The organism is Bacillus sp. FSL L8-0199 (assembly GCF_038005705.1).
GTDB lineage: Bacteria > Bacillota > Bacilli > Bacillales > Bacillaceae_G > Bacillus_A > Bacillus_A cereus.
Genome location: NZ_JBBOTS010000001.1, coordinates 323,246 through 339,952 on the forward strand (window position 1 = coordinate 323,246; position 16,707 = coordinate 339,952).

A 16,707-nucleotide genomic window follows, 5' to 3' on the forward strand; every position below is an offset into this window, starting at 1 on the left:
GTAAGGGGTAAAGCTCATGGAAGAATTAAGTTTTCAAGTCATTATTTTATTAATTGCATTCGGTTTTTTAGCAGCTTTTATTGATTCCGTTGTTGGAGGAGGAGGGTTAATTTCGCTTCCTGCACTTATGTTTGTTGGCTTATCGCCAGCTTCGGCAATTGCAACGAATAAATTAGCGGCAACAATGGGGACGTTTACGAGTGCGATGTATTTCATTCGATCAGGAAAAGTTGATTTTAAAATTGTAGGAAAGTTAATCCCGTTAACTATTGTTGGAGCTGTTGCAGGTGCTTTAGTAGTAAAATTTATTCCATCGGATATTTTACGCCCATTAGTACTTGTAATGTTGGTATTTATTGCTATTTATATTATTGCAAAAAAGAATTGGGGAAGTGTGTCTACCTATAAGAAGATGACGCAAAGAAAAACATTAATATTTTTCTTTGCTATTTTAATGATAGGATTTTATGATGGTTTTTTTGGACCAGGGACAGGGTCGTTTTTAATTTTTGCATTTTTATTAATTGGCTTGGATTTTATTCAAGCGGCAGCATCTGGAAAACTTTTGAACTTTGTTAGTAATATTGTATCTTTAATTACTTTTTTATTTTTAGACATAATTCATTTTGAATACGGTATTATCATGGGATTATCAATGATCTTAGGTGCTTATTTTGGATCGAAGTTTGCGGTTCAAAAAGGTGTTGGATATGTAAGAACTTTATTTTTATTAGTTACTATATTATTGATTGGGAAAAATGTTTTGGAATATACTCATATTTTGTAGATTCATACGCATGTATGAATCTCTTTTTTTTATTATATTTTAAAAATTTATTAATTTTTAAAATATAAGTCTAGGAATATTTGAATAAATCTAAATTATCGTGTAGAATAATGTTGTAAAATGTAAACGTTTTTCTAAGGGGAGGCTAAAAAAATGGTAGTAGCATACAAACATGAGCCATTTACAGATTTTTCAGTGGAGGCTAACAAATTAGCGTTTGAAGAAGGTTTAAAGAAAGTAGAATCTTATCTTGGACAAGACTATCCATTAATTATTGGGGGAGAAAAAATCACTACAGAAGACAAAATTGTTTCTGTAAACCCTGCAAATAAAGAGGAACTTGTTGGTCGTGTTTCAAAAGCAAGCCGTGAGTTAGCTGAAAAAGCAATGCAAGTAGCGGATGAAACATTCCAAACTTGGAGAAAATCAAAGCCAGAAATGCGTGCAGATATTTTATTCCGTGCTGCAGCAATCGTTCGTCGCAGAAAACATGAATTCTCTGCTATTCTTGTAAAAGAAGCAGGTAAGCCATGGAATGAGGCAGATGCTGATACAGCAGAAGCAATCGACTTTATGGAATATTATGGTCGTCAAATGTTAAAATTAAAAGACGGTATTCCAGTAGAAAGCCGTCCAATTGAATATAATCGTTTCTCTTACATTCCATTAGGAGTAGGTGTTATCATTTCTCCTTGGAACTTCCCATTCGCAATTATGGCAGGTATGACAACAGCTGCTTTAGTTTCTGGTAACACAGTATTACTAAAACCAGCTAGTACAACTCCTGTAGTAGCAGCGAAATTTATGGAAGTATTAGAAGAAGCTGGCTTACCAGCTGGCGTAGTAAACTTCGTTCCAGGTAACGGTTCTGAAGTTGGTGACTACTTAGTAGATCATCCTCGTACACGTTTCGTAAGCTTCACGGGATCTCGTGATGTAGGTATCCGTATCTACGAGCGTGCAGCGAAAGTAAACCCAGGACAAATTTGGTTAAAACGTGTTATCGCTGAAATGGGCGGTAAAGATACAATCGTTGTTGATAAAGAAGCAGATCTTGAATTAGCAGCTAAGTCTATCGTTGCATCAGCATTCGGATTCTCAGGACAAAAATGTTCTGCATGTTCTCGTGCAGTAATCCATGAAGATGTATACGATCACGTATTAAATCGTGCTGTTGAATTAACAAAAGAATTAAAAGTTGCTAACCCAGCAGTATTAGGTACAAACATGGGTCCTGTTAATGACCAAGCTGCATTTGATAAAGTAATGAGCTATGTTGCAATTGGTAAAGAAGAAGGTAGAATCTTAGCAGGTGGCGAAGGAGACGATTCTAAAGGCTGGTTCATCCAACCAACAATCGTTGCTGACGTTGCAGAAGATGCTCGCTTAATGAAAGAAGAAATCTTCGGACCAGTAGTAGCATTCTGTAAAGCGAAAGACTTTGATCATGCACTTGCAATTGCAAACAATACGGAATACGGTTTAACAGGTGCTGTTATTACTAACAACCGTGACCATATTGAAAAAGCACGCGAAGACTTCCACGTTGGTAACTTATACTTCAACCGTGGATGTACTGGTGCAATCGTAGGTTACCAACCATTCGGTGGCTTTAACATGTCTGGTACAGACTCTAAAGCTGGTGGACCTGATTACTTAGCACTTCACATGCAAGCAAAAACTACTTCTGAAACTTTATAAGAAATAGTAGAGGAGCTCTTCACAGAATGTGAAGAGCTCCTTTTAAAATTGAACCCCCATATATTACCGTCGTTCGAAGAGAATGAGCTAAAACCTATTAATAGCGTGATAAACATGTGAACAGAAATAAAATGATGAGAAAAGTTGACTTATTAGTCATATTTTTTAGTATTCATTTTGAGAATTTCCTGTATAATACAATTTGAAAGAAAATCTATGGTTCGACAAGGAACACTCCTTTCAGTTTTGCTCACTGAAAGGAGTGTTTTTTTATGTAGCTAAAAATTCTTGCGTGCTTATTACATTTGCATATACGCCATTTAAACTAGCTAAAATTGTATTGTGAATATAAACAGCTGGTATAGTAGCGTTCTTAAAAGAAAGGTCTTTTGTAGCACAAGCGTCATGTATAACGGTACATTGAAAGCCAAAATCGAATGCAGCCCTTACTGTTGCATCGATACACATATGAGTCATCATCCCGCATACAACGACATGTTCAATATTTAAACGTTTTAATTGCTCTAGAAGATTAGTTTCTCGGAAGCTATTTGGATAATGTTTGACTATAACTGTTTCTTCTCTAAGTGGACGTACGCTTTCATGAATATGTACACCTTCTGTATTAGGTAGGAAAAAAGTAGCGTCATCTTTTATAGCTACGTGTTGGATATGAAAAATAGGTTCGCTGTTTGTTCTAAAGTGTTGTAATAACTGATTAGCATATTCGCTTGCTTCTACTGGATTACGCAATTCCATCTTTCCATTTGGAAAATAATCGTTTTGAATATCGACGAGTAAAAGAGCTGTTTTCATATATTTATCTTCCTCCGAGTTTCATATTCAAATAAATTTATTCAATTCGTAGAGAGGATTCTCCTGTTTAAAAATATGAGGAAGAAGAATTTTAAATAACCTTGAAAGTTACTATTTTTCAGATGAATATTCATCTGAAAATTTTAATAAAGGAATAATTAATATTTTTCTAAAAAATGTATTGACTCTTATTATTCTGAGTTCTATAATGAGAATTAATTAAACGACAATTAAATCGATACATTCTTATCCAGAGAGGTGGAGGGACTGGCCCTACGATACCTCAGCAACGGGTTTTTTAATACCGTGCTAACTCCAGCAAGCCATATAAAGGCTTGGAAGATGAGAAGATGTGAACGAGTACATATAAGTGCTCTCCTTCTTATCTTTATGGTTGATAAGAAGGAGGGCACTTTTTATTTTACCTCGAAAGCTCTGCTTCAAGTTTTTACAGCATATAGGAGGGAAAAAAATGATTTCTTTTAACAATGTAAGTAAAGTGTATGAAGCAGCTGGCCAATCTGTTCATGCGGTGGAGGATGTAACATTATCAGTTGAGAAAGGCGAAATTTTTGGCATTATCGGTTTTAGTGGCGCTGGAAAGAGTACGTTATTACGCTTAGTAAATATGTTAGAGAGACCGACGGCAGGAACGATTTCAATAGATGATAAAGATATTACATCATTATCGACGAAAGAATTACGTAAACTGAGACAAAGAATTGGAATGATTTTTCAAAGTTTTAATTTATTTAATTCAAGAACAGTATTTGGAAATATTGCTTATCCATTAAAGTTAGCGAAAGTACCAAAGAATGAGATAAAAAAAAGAGTAAATGAACTGCTGAAGTTTGTAGGGTTAGAAGATAAAGCAAACTATTACCCAGAGCAGCTATCAGGTGGACAAAAGCAGCGTGTGGGCATTGCTAGAGCACTTGCGACATCGCCAGATATTCTTATATGTGATGAGGCAACATCAGCCTTAGATCCAGAAACAACGACAGAAATTCTAAACTTATTAAAGAAAGTAAATCGAGAATACAATTTAACAATTCTTCTTATTACACATGAAATGCATGTTGTGAAAGAAATTTGTCACCGTGTAGCTGTAATGGAGAAGGGAAAAGTTATTGAAGAAGGAAAACTGTTTGATGTTTTCACACAACCAAAAACAAAGACGACTCAAAACTTTGTACGTTCTGTCATTAATGATCATTTACCGAAAAGTGTTCTAGCGAAAATTCAAAATGGTGGTCAAATTTATCGTCTAACATTTACTGGTGAGGAGACAGGACAGCCGGTACTATCATATATCGCAAAAAACTATAACGTCGATGTAAATGTACTGTACGGAAATATTATTGAACTTCAAAATGTGCTATTTGGAAATCTTCTTGTAGAGTTGCAAGGTGAGCAGAGGGAAATTCAAAAAGCATTACAACATCTAAGACTGCAAGTGCAGCTGAAGGAGGTAGAAGCTCATGCGAGTTGATTGGAGTATATTTTGGCCGCGTATACTAGATGCGACGGGGGATACCCTCTTAATGGTAATTGTAACCCTTATATTTGCTACAATTCTGGGTATACCTCTAGGTTTACTTTTATATGTAACGAGAAAAGGAAACTTTTTAGAAAATAAATGGGTCTTTTCTATTCTTAACATCATAATTAATACAATTCGTCCAGTACCATTCATTATCTTTTTAGTAGCCTTAAGTCCACTAACAAGAAGTGTTATCGGAACGACGATTGGAACAGCAGCGGCAATTTTCCCGATGACGTTAGTCGCATCAATTGGTATTGCTAGAATGGTTGAAACAAACCTTGTTTCCGTTCCGAAAGGAGTAATTGAAGCAGCGCAAGCAATGGGCGCCTCGCCAATTAGAATTGTTTTTGAAATCCTTGTACCAGAAGCGTTAGCACCATTAATCTTAGGTGTCACATTTATGACAGTTGGTTTAATTGAATTCTCTGCAGTTGCTGGGCTTGTCGGTGGTGGCGGTCTTGGTGACTTGGCAATGACATATGGTTATCAACGTTTTGATACATCAGTTATGTTCGTAACGGTCGTGTTACTTATCATTCTCGTACAGATAGCTCAAAATTTAGGAAACTACTTTGCGAAAGTCTTGTTACGCAGATCATAAAAAGGAAGAGAGGAAAAGAAAATGAAGAAAATTTTAGCATTTGCATTATCAGCGATTGTAGGAGTCTCAGCATTAAGCGGCTGCTCAAGTGGAGACACGGGTGCAGGAGCGAAAGAAAAAGTAGTTCGCGTCGGTGTAACTGGAACGGATGGAGACGCTTGGGAAATTTTGAAGAAAAAAGCTGAAAAAGAAGGGATTAAGATTAAACTGGTGGAGTTCTCTGATTACACAACGCCAAATAAAGCGTTAGCTGATGGAGATATTGAATTAAACTCATTCCAGCATATTGCTTTCTTAGAGCAATTTAAAAAAGAGCATAAGTTAGATATTACAGCTGTTGGTACAACGCAAATTGCGCCAATGGGTTTATACTCTGAAAAATATAAGAAAGCAAATGAAATCCCAGATGGTTCAGAAATTGCAATTCCAAACGATCCAACGAACCAAGCACGGGCATTAAAACTTCTTGATGCAGCTGGATTATTAAAGCTTAAAAAAGACTTTGGTCTATTTGGAGATCCAAGTGGTATTGCTGAAAATCCGAAGAAATTAAAAATTACACCGGTTATCGCACAGCAAACACCTCGTGTGTTAAAAGATGTAGCGGCATCAGTTATTAATAACGGTGTTGCTGGTCAAGCTGGATTAGATCCAGCTAAGGATCCTATTTTCTTAGAAGATCCAAAGAATGCAAATGCGAAGCCATATATTAATATTTTTGCAGCTCGTACGAAAGATAAAGATGATCCAACATTGAAAAAAGTAATTGAACTATATCATTCAAAAGAAGTAACAGACGCAATTAAGAAAGAAACAAATGATGGTTCCATTTCAGTAGATCTTTCACTTGATGAGCTTGAAAAAATCGTAAAATAATCATTGGGTTTAATGGACTAACAGAAGGAACCCCTCCGCTGTTAGTTCGTTCAACATATAAACTTAACAAACAAACCCTAATTCTGTACTTTCCAATTTTGTATAACATAGAATCCAATGTTTGTTAAGTAGAGTGATAGACCAGGAGTTTTCCTGGTCTTTTTTTATGAATGAAAGTAGCTAGCGAACAGTAAGGTAATCCAAATTATAATGGGATAAGAAAATAAGCTGAAAAGGAGTGTAATTACGAATTGCTTTGGATGAATTAAGTGTTTTTTTGATAAAAAAAAGAAAATAGAAAAGAGAGTAATGAAAAATGCTGATATTACGCCGGGGTTATAGGAGCGATAAATGAAAAACAAAATAATATGTTGAACAGAGTTGAAGAAGATGGCCCCTTGTATAAAAATAATCCAGCATATAGAAGACAAGAAGTTAAGTTGATATAGAAAGACGATAAGTAATACAAAGATTGTTAATACGGAAATGGCAATGAAAAATTGTTGGCTAGTTATAAGACGGATTGAAAATTGATTAGCAAGGTATTGTGGCATTTGGAAAGCTTCTTCAAGGTTATGAATGAAAAATAATAAGGGAATGATCCAGAATATAGTAGTGGGATGTTTTTTCATCAATTTACATCACTCCAATAAAGTATAGAAAGCCTAAAAAAGGCCCTCTATACAGAGATAGTTATTCAATTATGATATTTTTTAAATTAACTTCATGATGCTCTTGTTCTTTCGGATAAGCAGCTAGTTCCTCTTGTAAAATATTTAATATTTGCTTAGCTGAATGCTGGATGGGATTAGGTAGCTCTTCTAATATATGCATCCCGACTTTTACTTTTGTACGAATTACCCTTCGTAGTAATTCCTCATGCATGTACTACACCTCCAAACCGAATATTTAGTACATCTTCTTCAAATTTTGCTCCTTGAATAGAAAGGTGTGTTAATGTTTTTGGTAACGTGATGTTCCGTTTAACAGAACCAGCTCGAATAATAAGTTCATCACCTTTTTGATTTAAGGAAAGTTCACTTTTGTTTGAGAAGGGAATGGACAGAACGAAAATATACTCATCGCCATCCTTTTTTACATATTGAGTGCGCCCGTTAAATTTCACTTCTGTAGGGGAATGATCAGTTTTAAATAAAGAATCTCCTACACGTTCTAACATAGACAAACCAACAACTTCTTGTTCAAACATTGGAGCTTCGTAAATAGGAAGGGGTTGAAAACTATCTTTAATTAATGTTTTATATTTCTTCTGTGTATCTTTCCATGCCTGAAAATAAGGATCGGTGACAGTGTTAGGGATGACGCGGTTAATCATAATGGCATCTACGTTATAATCGTATAAATTCAAATAAGTAAAGCTGCGCTGGGCTTCTTTAATGACCATTTTTTCAGGATTTACAACGATGCGGATACTTGTTACTTCTCGATTTGATAAAATATCTCTCATTTCTCCGAGCTGTTCAAGTGTACTTGTTAATTCGTCCATAATATCGTCGGTTGGAAGAGGGACACCAAGGAGTGGTTGAGCTACAGGACGAACGACTTTTAAAACTTTTCTTTTAATAGGAAATAATTTTTCCATCCACCAGCCGAGCATGTCTGGAAAGCTTAGCATTGCTAATGTTTCTCCTGTTGGAGCACAATCAATGATAATAACATCATATGTGTTTTGTTTATAATAATCGAGTACGCGAAGTAGGCTAATTAAATCTTCCATACCAGGAAACATCGTTAACTCTTCTGTTGTAATATCATCAGCTGCTTTGGAAGTGAAGAGTAGTGTAATATATTTCTGTAATTTTCCCCAGCCTTTTTCCATTTCATAAATCGTATTAATTTCTTGTGCCCACAAATTTTCACGAATTTCTAGTGGTTCAGAAGATAGCCTTATACCAAATGAATCTCCTAAACTATGAGCAGGATCTGTGCTCATTACTAATGTTTTTAATCCTTGTTTCGCACTTTGAATTGCTGTTGCTGCTGAAATGCTAGTTTTTCCTACGCCGCCTTTACCTGTATACAAGATAATTCTCATCATTCATATCCCCTTTGTTTCGAATGTCGAATATTACGAGTGTCGAAGTAAATGATTGAATAAAAACCCAGATAGGGTTTTATTCAATCGGAATGTTTTTCATTTTAGGTGTAGAAATCTTTTCTTCTGTTTTTCGCTGTGACGTAGCGATGTGATTCATGATTTTTTGGAAGATTTGTAGTAAGAATGCTTTTTCTTCTTCTGATAATGCTTCTGTTACTAAGCTAAAGTAATGGGCCGCATTTTGTTTTACTTCTTGAACGAGCATTACGCCGTTTTCTGTTAACCGAATTAATACAATACGTCGGTCATTTTCATCACGGTAGCGTTCAATATATCCCTTTTTTACAAGGCGATTTACAACGCCCGTTGTTGTACTCATCGGTATATCAAGAAGATCAGCAATTTTCGTCATTGTAATATCTGTATTTCGTTCCATCCAAAGTAAACAAAATACTTCTGTTTTAGAAAGTGTTAAATCTAGGCTTACCCATTCTTCAGGATAGAAAAGTTTCTTGGCGTTATCTAGCAGTAAGTCTAAAAAATGTTCATATTGCAACAATTAATTCCACTCCCGTATATTTCGAGGTTCGTAATATTTATTTTATGTAGAATAGAAATAATTGTCAATGATTTTAATTGTTTTTTCAGATTAGGCAGAAAACTTTCTTTAAAATAGTATTCTTTTATGGTAGATTTATAAATATAAAACTAGAATTTACATAAAAATCCATCATGGTAAATATACTTATCTATAATGGGTATACAGCTAACGAGGGGGAGAACGATGAGAAGACGTAATACGCAAGCGTTCACGTTTTTAGCATGGACTTCATTTGTTTGTGCGCTTTCAGGTATGCTAATTGGGATTTATACGTTAGATGAAACGCTTAGTGTAAAAGGATACTATTTAATTGGAACATTATTTTTAACGATGTCTTGTTTTGTATTACAAAAAACAATTCGTGATAATGAAGAAGATAACGAGAGATTTCCGAAAAATAAAACGTTAGATAAAGAGTAAATTGTAAAGAAAGGCATTTGCCTTTCTTTTTTTATGTAAAAATGGCGTAAGTACTCTGTGTTGACTTGCTTGAAGTACTGAAAATTTGGTATCATCAATAGTATTGTAGATTGAACGATATATTATGGAGGTGGCCTAGCCGTGTCAAGAATTTCCGTTGAGAATGTAAAGCACGTAGCACATTTAGCACGTCTTGCAATTACTGATCAAGAAGCAGAAAAATTTCAAAAACAACTAGATGCAATTGTTACATTTGCAGAACAGTTAAATGAATTAGATACAACAGATGTAAAACCAACAACTCATGTATTAACTATGAAAAATGTTATGCGTGAAGATGTACCAGAAAAAGGTTTACCAGTTGAAGAAGTATTAAAAAATGCACCGGATCACAAAGATAATCAAATCCGTGTTCCAGCAGTATTAGAATAGAGGAGGGGAATTTCGATGTCATTATTTGATCATTCAGTATCAGAGTTACATAAGAAGTTAAACAACAAAGAAATTTCCGTTACGGATTTAGTAGAAGAATCTTACAAACGTATTGCGGATGTTGAAGATAACGTAAAAGCTTTTCTTACATTAGATGAAGAAAATGCACGCGCAAAAGCGAAAGAATTAGATGCAAAAATCGGCGCTGAAGATAATGGTTTATTATTCGGTATGCCAATTGGTGTAAAAGATAACATTGTAACTAACGGCCTTCGTACAACTTGTGCGAGCAAAATGCTAGCAAACTTCGATCCAATTTATGATGCGACAGTTGTGCAAAAGCTAAAAGCTGCTGACACGATTACAATCGGTAAATTAAACATGGACGAGTTTGCAATGGGTTCTTCAAATGAAAACTCAGGATTCTACGCTACGAAAAACCCATGGAACTTAGATTACGTTCCGGGCGGATCTAGTGGTGGTTCTGCAGCAGCTGTAGCAGCAGGAGAAGTACTATTCTCTCTAGGTTCTGATACGGGTGGTTCTATCCGTCAGCCAGCTGCATATTGCGGTGTTGTAGGTTTAAAACCAACTTACGGACGCGTATCTCGTTACGGATTAGTAGCATTCGCATCTTCACTTGACCAAATCGGACCGATTACACGTACAGTCGAAGACAATGCATACTTATTACAAGCTATTTCAGGTATTGACCGCATGGATGCAACTTCTGCAAACGTTGAAGTTGGAAACTATTTAGCTGGTTTAACAGGCGATGTTAAAGGTTTACGCATTGCTGTACCGAAAGAATACTTAGGCGAAGGTGTTGGCGAAGAAGCTCGTGAGTCAGTACTAGCTGCTTTAAAAGTATTAGAAGGTATGGGCGCAACTTGGGAGGAAGTATCTCTTCCACACTCTAAATACGCTCTAGCAACGTATTACTTACTATCTTCTTCTGAAGCATCTGCGAACCTTTCACGCTTTGATGGCGTGCGTTACGGTGTTCGTTCTGATAATGTAAATAACTTATTAGATCTTTACAAAAACACACGTAGTGAAGGTTTCGGTGATGAAGTTAAACGTCGTATTATGCTTGGTACTTTTGCACTTAGCTCTGGTTACTATGATGCATATTACAAGAAAGCACAACAAGTACGTACATTAATTAAAAACGACTTTGAAAATGTATTTGCTAACTATGATGTTATTATTGGACCAACAACGCCAACTCCGGCATTTAAAGTGGGCGAAAAAGTTGATGATCCAATGACAATGTATGCAAATGACATTTTAACAATCCCAGTAAACTTAGCGGGTGTTCCAGCGATTTCTGTTCCATGTGGATTCGGTGCTAACAACATGCCACTTGGTCTACAAATCATTGGTAAACACTTCGATGAAGCGACAATTTACCGCGTTGCACATGCGTTTGAGCAAGCAACAGACTATCATACAAAAAAAGCAAGTCTGTAAGGAGGCGAGCATAGATGAATTTAGAAACAATTATTGGTTTAGAGGTTCACGTTGAGTTAAAAACAAATTCGAAAATTTTCTCTGCGAGTCCAACAGAATTCGGAGCGGAGCCAAATACACAAACAAGTGTAATTGACTTAGGATACCCAGGGGTACTTCCTACTTTAAATAAAGAAGCAGTTAACTTTGCAATGAAAGCTGCAATGGCATTAAACTGTGAAATCGCAACGGAAACGAAGTTTGACCGTAAAAACTATTTCTATCCAGATAACCCGAAAGCTTACCAAATCTCTCAATTTGATAAGCCAATTGGTGAAAATGGTTGGATTGAAATCGAAGTAGACGGTAAAAAGAAACGTATCGGTATTACACGTCTTCATTTAGAAGAAGATGCTGGTAAATCAACGCATACAGCTGATGGTTCATTAGTAGACTACAACCGTCAAGGTATGCCTTTAATCGAGATCGTATCTGAGCCAGATATGCGTACGCCAGAAGAAGCATATGCATACTTAGAGAAGTTAAAATCAATCATTCAATACACTGGTGTATCTGATTGTAAGATGGAAGAAGGTTCCTTACGTTGTGATGCGAACATTTCTCTTCGTCCAGTTGGACAAGAGAAGTTCGGTACAAAAGCGGAACTGAAAAACTTAAACTCATTCACTTACGTACAAAAAGGTCTTGAGCATGAGCAAGTGCGCCAAGAAAAAGAACTGTTATCTGGTGGCATCATCCAACAAGAAACACGTCGTTATGATGAAGCAACGAAGAAAACAATCTTAATGCGTGTGAAAGAAGGATCTGACGATTACCGTTACTTCCCGGAGCCAGACTTAGTTGAACTTTACATCGATGATGAGTGGAAAGAAGCAGTTCGAGCTTCTATTCCAGAACTTCCAGATGCACGTAAAGCTCGCTACGTTGCAGAACTAGGCTTACCAGCTTATGATGCACACGTGTTAACATTAACGAAAGAAATGTCTGATTTCTTTGAAGCAACTGTTGCAGACGGTGCTGATGCGAAATTAACATCGAACTGGTTAATGGGTGAAGTACTTGCATACTTAAACAAACAACAAAAAGAATTAAAAGACGTTGCATTAACGCCTGCTGGTTTATCTAAAATGGTTCAATTAATTGAAAAAGGTACAATTTCTTCTAAAATCGCGAAGAAAGTATTTAATGAATTAATTGAAAAAGGTGGAGACCCAGAAGAAATCGTTAAAGCGAAAGGTCTTGTTCAAATTTCTGACGAGGGTACACTTCGTAAAGTTGTAACAGAAATTCTTGATAATAATGAGCAATCTATCGAAGACTTTAAAAACGGTAAAGACCGTGCAATTGGCTTCTTAGTTGGTCAAATTATGAAAGCTACAAAAGGACAAGCAAATCCACCGCTTGTTAACAAAATCTTACTTGAAGAGATTAATAAGCGATAATAGTAGTGACTTTTAAAGATTAAGCAGAAAAACACCCGTACATGGGTGTTTTTCTAGGTTAATCAAACGTTTGTTTAAATGAGACAAAATCGTTTAAACAAACGTTTGATTAACTGTCAAAAGTGGAAAAATGTTTGTATAGCAACTATGGTATGATAGTTGCAAAAAGGTGGGAATAATGATAAATCTAAACATAGAGGTTTTTTTCATCTCATGAAATAATAGATAGTTATTATTCGTTATATGTAAATTTTTATGGAAGAATGGATAGAAATAAAGTGAAACTTTAATCAGTAGGAGGTTCATCCACCATTGATTATTAGCCCTCACCAATCGGGCATTTACTGCCCGCAAATAGCGGGATAAATTTTGGAGTCAAATAAAAAACCATTGAAATGAATATTTACTTTTGATGGACTACACGAATCGGGTTCTTACTGCCTGTTTGAGCGGGATAAAAGAAGGATAGCAAGATGAGAGGAGGTAGGCATGGGAATACTGAATAGAAGTTCAGTATGTTCTTTTTCGATATATAAAGAAATTTCCTGTGCTAATAAATGATGAAGCGAGCAAGAATTATTTATAATCCTACTTCTGGGCGTGAGCTATTTAAGAAGAGCTTACCAGAAGTATTACAAAAATTAGAACAAGCTGGCTATGAGACATCTTGTCATGCGACAACGGGTCCTGGAGACGCTACTGTGGCGGCGAGACAAGCTGCGGATCGTAAGTTTGATGTTGTTATTGCGGCTGGTGGCGACGGTACATTAAATGAAGTAGTAAACGGTTTAGTTGGGCATGAATTCCGTCCGAAATTTGGAATTATTCCAGTTGGAACGACAAATGACTTTGCACGTGCAATTGGTGTACCTCGTTCTATTGAAGAGGCAGCAGATATTATTTGCGAAGGAAAAACAGTGCCATTAGACCTTGGTAGAGCGAACGATACATATTTTATTAACATCGCTGGTGGCGGTCGTATTACAGAATTAACATACGAAGTACCGAGTAAGTTAAAGACAGTATTAGGACAACTTGCTTATTACCTAAAAGGTATCGAGATGTTACCATCATTGCATCCGACATATGTTGAAATTGAGTATGATGGAAAGTTACTACAAGAAGAAATTACGATGTTTTTAATTACGAATACTCGTTCAGTAGGTGGATTTGAAAAGGTAGCACCGTATGCATCTATTAACGATGGGTTATTTGACCTATTAGTACTGAAAAAAGGTTCTATCGCTGATTTAATTAAAGCAGCAACACAAGCACAACGTGGTGAACATATTAATAATCCAAAAGTGTTATATACACAAGCGAACCGAATTAAAGTACATTCACCAGATAAACTAATGATTAATTTAGATGGTGAGTATGGTGGAGATGCACCGATGGAATTCGAAAATATATATCATTGTTTAGAACTATTTGTTCCTGAACATCAAGAGGATGCCCTGTAAAGGCATCCTTTTTACTTTGTTAAAATGAATTGTAAATTGGGAGTTAGTTTGATTTTTATGGTATTTTTACAATTCTTTTATTTTACATCCATACTTTATTGATACACTGGAAGAGATAAGAAATGAGAGGTAGGGTGCTATGGAGAAGGTAAAGGCGATATTATTTGATAAAGATGGGACATTAATGGATTTTCATTCAATATGGATAAAAGTAGCTGAAGAACTTGTAGCTGAATGTATAAGTTTATATCATTTACCAAGTACAATAGGGCAGACCTTATTAGAAGAGATCGGTGTAGAGGGAGCATTTGTTAATCCGAGGAGTGCAATAGCTGCTGGAACAAGCCTTGATGTAGCGAAGGGGCTTTGTAATTATATTGAGTCTGCTAGAGAAGAAGAGATGCATCATTGGGTAAGTGAGAAGTTATTTTCCCTTATGTATGAGCATCGTTCGCATATGAAAATGACAGCAGATTTACCGAAAGTGTTACAGGCATTAAAAGATAAAGGATTTATATTAGGGGTTGTCACGGCGGATGATTTTGCACCAACAGAATTATTTTTAAAACAATATAAGTTGGAGAACTTTTTTGATTATATTATAGCCTCGGATACATTCCCTGCGCAAAAACCAGATAAAAAGATTATAGAAGTGTTTTGTGAGAAATTTAATTTAGCATCATGTGAGGTTGCGGTTGTTGGAGATACGCCAACTGATTTACATTTAGCCAAAAATGGCGATTGCTATGCAATTGGGGTGCTATCTGGTACGGGAGACCGTCCAACATTAGAACCACTTGCTGATTTAGTGTTAGATTCTGTTGAAGAGTTTATTTCTCAATCGGGTGAGTTTTTCTGGGAGAAAGAAAAGTCTAATGTGTAAGGAAAATAAGTCTATAAAGACTCTTAATGAGTCTTTATAGACTTATTTTTTATGCCTGGATACAAAGAATATAGGATAAATGCTAGAAAAGAAAGTTGGCATACATTTTGCAATAAAAAGAGAAAACAATGTAAAGAAAAGGATGGGGTACGCAATGAACACAAAAAAATTTGCTAAAGTAAATGAACAAATTCCAGGACCGAAAGCGGCATCTTTATTAGAACGCCGTCAAAATATAGTACCAAAAGGAGTAAGTAACGGCATCCCAACGTTTGTACAATCTGCAAATGGTGCTCTTGTAACAGATGTTGATGGTAATCAGTACATTGATTTTGCAGGAGCAATTGGGACAATTAACGTAGGGCATTGTCATCCAACGGTTAAAGAAGCGCTCCATAAACAAGTCGATCAATACATTCATACTGGATTTAATGTCATGATGTATGAGCCATATATTGAATTAGCGGAAAAGCTTGCGGCATTGGCACCGGGAAGTTTCGATAAGCAAGTCCTCTTTTTAAATAGTGGTGCAGAAGCAGTTGAGAACGCGGTGAAGATCGCTCGTAAATATACGAAGAGACCTGGTATTATCGCATTTTCTAAAGGTTTCCACGGGCGTACATTAATGACAATGACGATGACAAGTAAAGTGAAGCCATATAAATTTGGGTTTGGTCCATTTGCTCCAGAAGTATATAAAGCGCCATTTCCATACGAATACCGTCGCCCAGAGGGATTAACGGAAGAGCAGTATGATGATTTTATTATTGAAGAGTTTAAGAACTTCTTCATATCGGAAGTAGCACCAGAAACAATCGCAGCTGTTGTAATGGAACCTGTTCAAGGGGAAGGTGGGTTTATCGTCCCAAGTAAGAAATTTGTTCAAGAAGTACGCCGCATTTGTTCAGAGAACGGCATCTTATTTGTAGCGGATGAAATACAAACAGGCTTTAGTCGTACAGGAAAATATTTTGCAATTGATCACTATGATGTCGTTCCAGATTTAATTACAGTGTCTAAATCATTAGGTGCTGGTGTACCGATAAGTGGTGTCATTGGACGTAAAGAAATTATGAATGAGTCTGCACCAGGTGAACTTGGTGGAACGTATGCAGGAAGTCCATTAGGATGTGCGGCTGCATTAGCTGTTCTCGATGTAATAGAAAATGAGAAATTAAATGATAGAGCGATAGAATTAGGAAAAGTCGTAATGAACCGATTCAAGGAGATGAAAAATAAATATCATTGCATCGGCGATGTGCGTGGGTTAGGTGCAATGTGTGCATTTGAGGTCGTTCAAGATCGTAAGACGAAAGCACCTGACAAAACGTTAACGGCTAATCTATGTGCGGAAGCAAATAAGCGTGGGTTACTGTTATTATCAGCAGGAACATATGGAAATGTTATCCGTGTGTTAATGCCTTTAGTTATTACAGATGAGCAACTTGAAGAAGGTTTAACAATAATTGAAGAATCATTGCAAGCTTGTTATGAGCAAACAAACATCGCTCGCGTTTAAAAACTGAAGTATAAATAGCAAACATTCTAGCTGACTCTATATTAAATGCAGAAAATTCACTTTATAATAAAGGTAGTGAAGTGGATCG

The 16,707-nt window shown here is 36.1% G+C and carries 16 protein-coding genes, 1 pseudogene and 1 riboswitch; of the genes and pseudogenes, 12 read left to right on the forward strand and 5 right to left on the reverse strand.

Annotated features, from left to right (window positions below; genetic code table 11):
• Nucleotides 1-16 precede the first annotated feature (16 nt).
• Nucleotides 17-787, forward strand: a complete 771-nt coding sequence (locus NST86_RS01760; protein ID WP_000391975.1) for a TSUP family transporter — start codon at nt 17-19, stop codon at nt 785-787.
• A gap of 153 nt (nt 788-940) precedes the next feature.
• Nucleotides 941-2,488 carry an L-glutamate gamma-semialdehyde dehydrogenase gene (gene pruA, locus NST86_RS01765; protein ID WP_000259552.1) on the forward strand — a complete coding sequence of 516 codons (1,548 nt, stop codon included), beginning with the start codon at nt 941-943 and terminating at the stop codon, nt 2,486-2,488.
• Between the two features lie 250 nt (nt 2,489-2,738).
• Here pruA and NST86_RS01770 read toward each other — a convergent pair.
• A pseudogene (locus NST86_RS01770) lies at nt 2,739-3,304 on the reverse strand (cysteine hydrolase family protein).
• Between the two features lie 243 nt (nt 3,305-3,547).
• A riboswitch (SAM riboswitch) is annotated at nt 3,548-3,653 on the forward strand.
• Nucleotides 3,654-3,776: 123 nt separating this feature from the next.
• Between NST86_RS01770 and NST86_RS01775 the strand changes: the two are divergent.
• From NST86_RS01775 to NST86_RS01785, 3 genes are read left to right on the forward strand one after another with little or no spacing between them, the layout of a single operon-like run.
• Entirely contained in the window at nt 3,777-4,796 is a 1,020-nt protein-coding gene (locus tag NST86_RS01775) for a methionine ABC transporter ATP-binding protein (RefSeq protein ID WP_227593372.1), read from the forward strand.
• Nucleotides 4,786-5,451, forward strand: a complete 666-nt coding sequence (locus tag NST86_RS01780; protein ID WP_001261865.1) for a methionine ABC transporter permease — start codon at nt 4,786-4,788, stop codon at nt 5,449-5,451. The genes NST86_RS01775 and NST86_RS01780 overlap by 11 nt, the downstream gene beginning before the upstream one ends.
• 21 nt (nt 5,452-5,472) lie before the next feature.
• Nucleotides 5,473-6,327: a MetQ/NlpA family ABC transporter substrate-binding protein gene (locus NST86_RS01785; RefSeq protein ID WP_000721593.1), complete on the forward strand. Its 855-nt coding sequence runs from the start codon at nt 5,473-5,475 to the stop codon at nt 6,325-6,327.
• Between the two features lie 164 nt (nt 6,328-6,491).
• Here NST86_RS01785 and NST86_RS01790 read toward each other — a convergent pair whose 3' ends face one another.
• The 4 genes from NST86_RS01790 to NST86_RS01805 form a co-directional block, all read right to left on the reverse strand.
• Entirely contained in the window at nt 6,492-6,959 is a 468-nt protein-coding gene (locus NST86_RS01790; protein ID WP_016117075.1) for an HXXEE domain-containing protein, read from the reverse strand.
• 61 nt (nt 6,960-7,020) lie between these two features.
• Nucleotides 7,021-7,212 (reverse strand): DUF3926 domain-containing protein, encoded by a 192-nt coding sequence (locus tag NST86_RS01795; RefSeq protein ID WP_000544104.1) that lies wholly within the window; start codon nt 7,210-7,212, stop codon nt 7,021-7,023.
• On the reverse strand, nt 7,205-8,386 hold the full coding sequence (locus tag NST86_RS01800) for an ArsA family ATPase (RefSeq protein WP_016117076.1): 1,182 nt from the start codon (nt 8,384-8,386) through the stop codon (nt 7,205-7,207). Before NST86_RS01800 ends, NST86_RS01795 begins: the two co-directional genes overlap by 8 nt.
• 76 nt (nt 8,387-8,462) lie before the next feature.
• Entirely contained in the window at nt 8,463-8,945 is a 483-nt protein-coding gene (locus NST86_RS01805) for a MarR family winged helix-turn-helix transcriptional regulator (RefSeq protein WP_000942484.1), read from the reverse strand.
• A gap of 225 nt (nt 8,946-9,170) precedes the next feature.
• Here NST86_RS01805 and NST86_RS01810 point away from each other — a divergent pair, with 225 nt between their 5' ends.
• The 7 genes from NST86_RS01810 (at nt 9,171) to gabT (ending at nt 16,619) form a co-directional block, all read left to right on the forward strand.
• Nucleotides 9,171-9,407, forward strand: coding sequence for a YiaA/YiaB family inner membrane protein (locus NST86_RS01810; RefSeq protein WP_001254395.1), 237 nt, complete (start codon nt 9,171-9,173; stop codon nt 9,405-9,407).
• Nucleotides 9,408-9,548: 141 nt separating this feature from the next.
• Nucleotides 9,549-9,839, forward strand: coding sequence for an Asp-tRNA(Asn)/Glu-tRNA(Gln) amidotransferase subunit GatC (gene gatC / locus NST86_RS01815; RefSeq protein ID WP_000086999.1), 291 nt, complete (start codon nt 9,549-9,551; stop codon nt 9,837-9,839).
• A 15-nt stretch (nt 9,840-9,854) separates the two neighbouring features.
• The gene (gene gatA, locus NST86_RS01820) at nt 9,855-11,312 is read left to right on the forward strand and encodes an Asp-tRNA(Asn)/Glu-tRNA(Gln) amidotransferase subunit GatA (protein ID WP_000051441.1); all 1,458 of its coding nucleotides are present in this window, start codon (nt 9,855-9,857) and stop codon (nt 11,310-11,312) included.
• A 14-nt stretch (nt 11,313-11,326) separates the two neighbouring features.
• Entirely contained in the window at nt 11,327-12,754 is a 1,428-nt protein-coding gene (gene gatB, locus NST86_RS01825; protein WP_001047685.1) for an Asp-tRNA(Asn)/Glu-tRNA(Gln) amidotransferase subunit GatB, read from the forward strand.
• Nucleotides 12,755-13,311: 557 nt separating this feature from the next.
• The gene (locus NST86_RS01830) at nt 13,312-14,217 is read left to right on the forward strand and encodes a diacylglycerol kinase (RefSeq protein WP_000977679.1); all 906 of its coding nucleotides are present in this window, start codon (nt 13,312-13,314) and stop codon (nt 14,215-14,217) included.
• 139 nt (nt 14,218-14,356) lie between these two features.
• A complete protein-coding gene (locus NST86_RS01835) occupies nt 14,357-15,100 on the forward strand; it encodes an HAD family hydrolase (protein ID WP_000416659.1) in 744 nt (247 codons plus the stop codon).
• Nucleotides 15,101-15,254: 154 nt separating this feature from the next.
• Complete coding sequence (gene gabT, locus NST86_RS01840; RefSeq protein ID WP_016117078.1) at nt 15,255-16,619, forward strand: 4-aminobutyrate--2-oxoglutarate transaminase; 1,365 nt, start codon at nt 15,255-15,257, stop codon at nt 16,617-16,619.
• Nucleotides 16,620-16,707: the final 88 nt, after the last annotated feature.

Coding starts and splice junctions, on each gene's coding strand:
- NST86_RS01760 (WP_000391975.1), top strand. CDS start 17: ATGGAAGAATTAAGTTTTCAAGTCATTATTTTATTAATTGCATTCGGT.
- pruA (WP_000259552.1), top strand. CDS start 941: ATGGTAGTAGCATACAAACATGAGCCATTTACAGATTTTTCAGTGGAG.
- NST86_RS01775 (WP_227593372.1), top strand. CDS start 3,777: ATGATTTCTTTTAACAATGTAAGTAAAGTGTATGAAGCAGCTGGCCAA.
- NST86_RS01780 (WP_001261865.1), top strand. CDS start 4,786: ATGCGAGTTGATTGGAGTATATTTTGGCCGCGTATACTAGATGCGACG.
- NST86_RS01785 (WP_000721593.1), top strand. CDS start 5,473: ATGAAGAAAATTTTAGCATTTGCATTATCAGCGATTGTAGGAGTCTCA.
- NST86_RS01790 (WP_016117075.1), bottom strand. CDS start 6,959: ATGAAAAAACATCCCACTACTATATTCTGGATCATTCCCTTATTATTT.
- NST86_RS01795 (WP_000544104.1), bottom strand. CDS start 7,212: ATGCATGAGGAATTACTACGAAGGGTAATTCGTACAAAAGTAAAAGTC.
- NST86_RS01800 (WP_016117076.1), bottom strand. CDS start 8,386: ATGATGAGAATTATCTTGTATACAGGTAAAGGCGGCGTAGGAAAAACT.
- NST86_RS01810 (WP_001254395.1), top strand. CDS start 9,171: ATGAGAAGACGTAATACGCAAGCGTTCACGTTTTTAGCATGGACTTCA.
- gatA (WP_000051441.1), top strand. CDS start 9,855: ATGTCATTATTTGATCATTCAGTATCAGAGTTACATAAGAAGTTAAAC.
- gatB (WP_001047685.1), top strand. CDS start 11,327: ATGAATTTAGAAACAATTATTGGTTTAGAGGTTCACGTTGAGTTAAAA.
- NST86_RS01830 (WP_000977679.1), top strand. CDS start 13,312: ATGATGAAGCGAGCAAGAATTATTTATAATCCTACTTCTGGGCGTGAG.
- NST86_RS01835 (WP_000416659.1), top strand. CDS start 14,357: ATGGAGAAGGTAAAGGCGATATTATTTGATAAAGATGGGACATTAATG.
- gabT (WP_016117078.1), top strand. CDS start 15,255: ATGAACACAAAAAAATTTGCTAAAGTAAATGAACAAATTCCAGGACCG.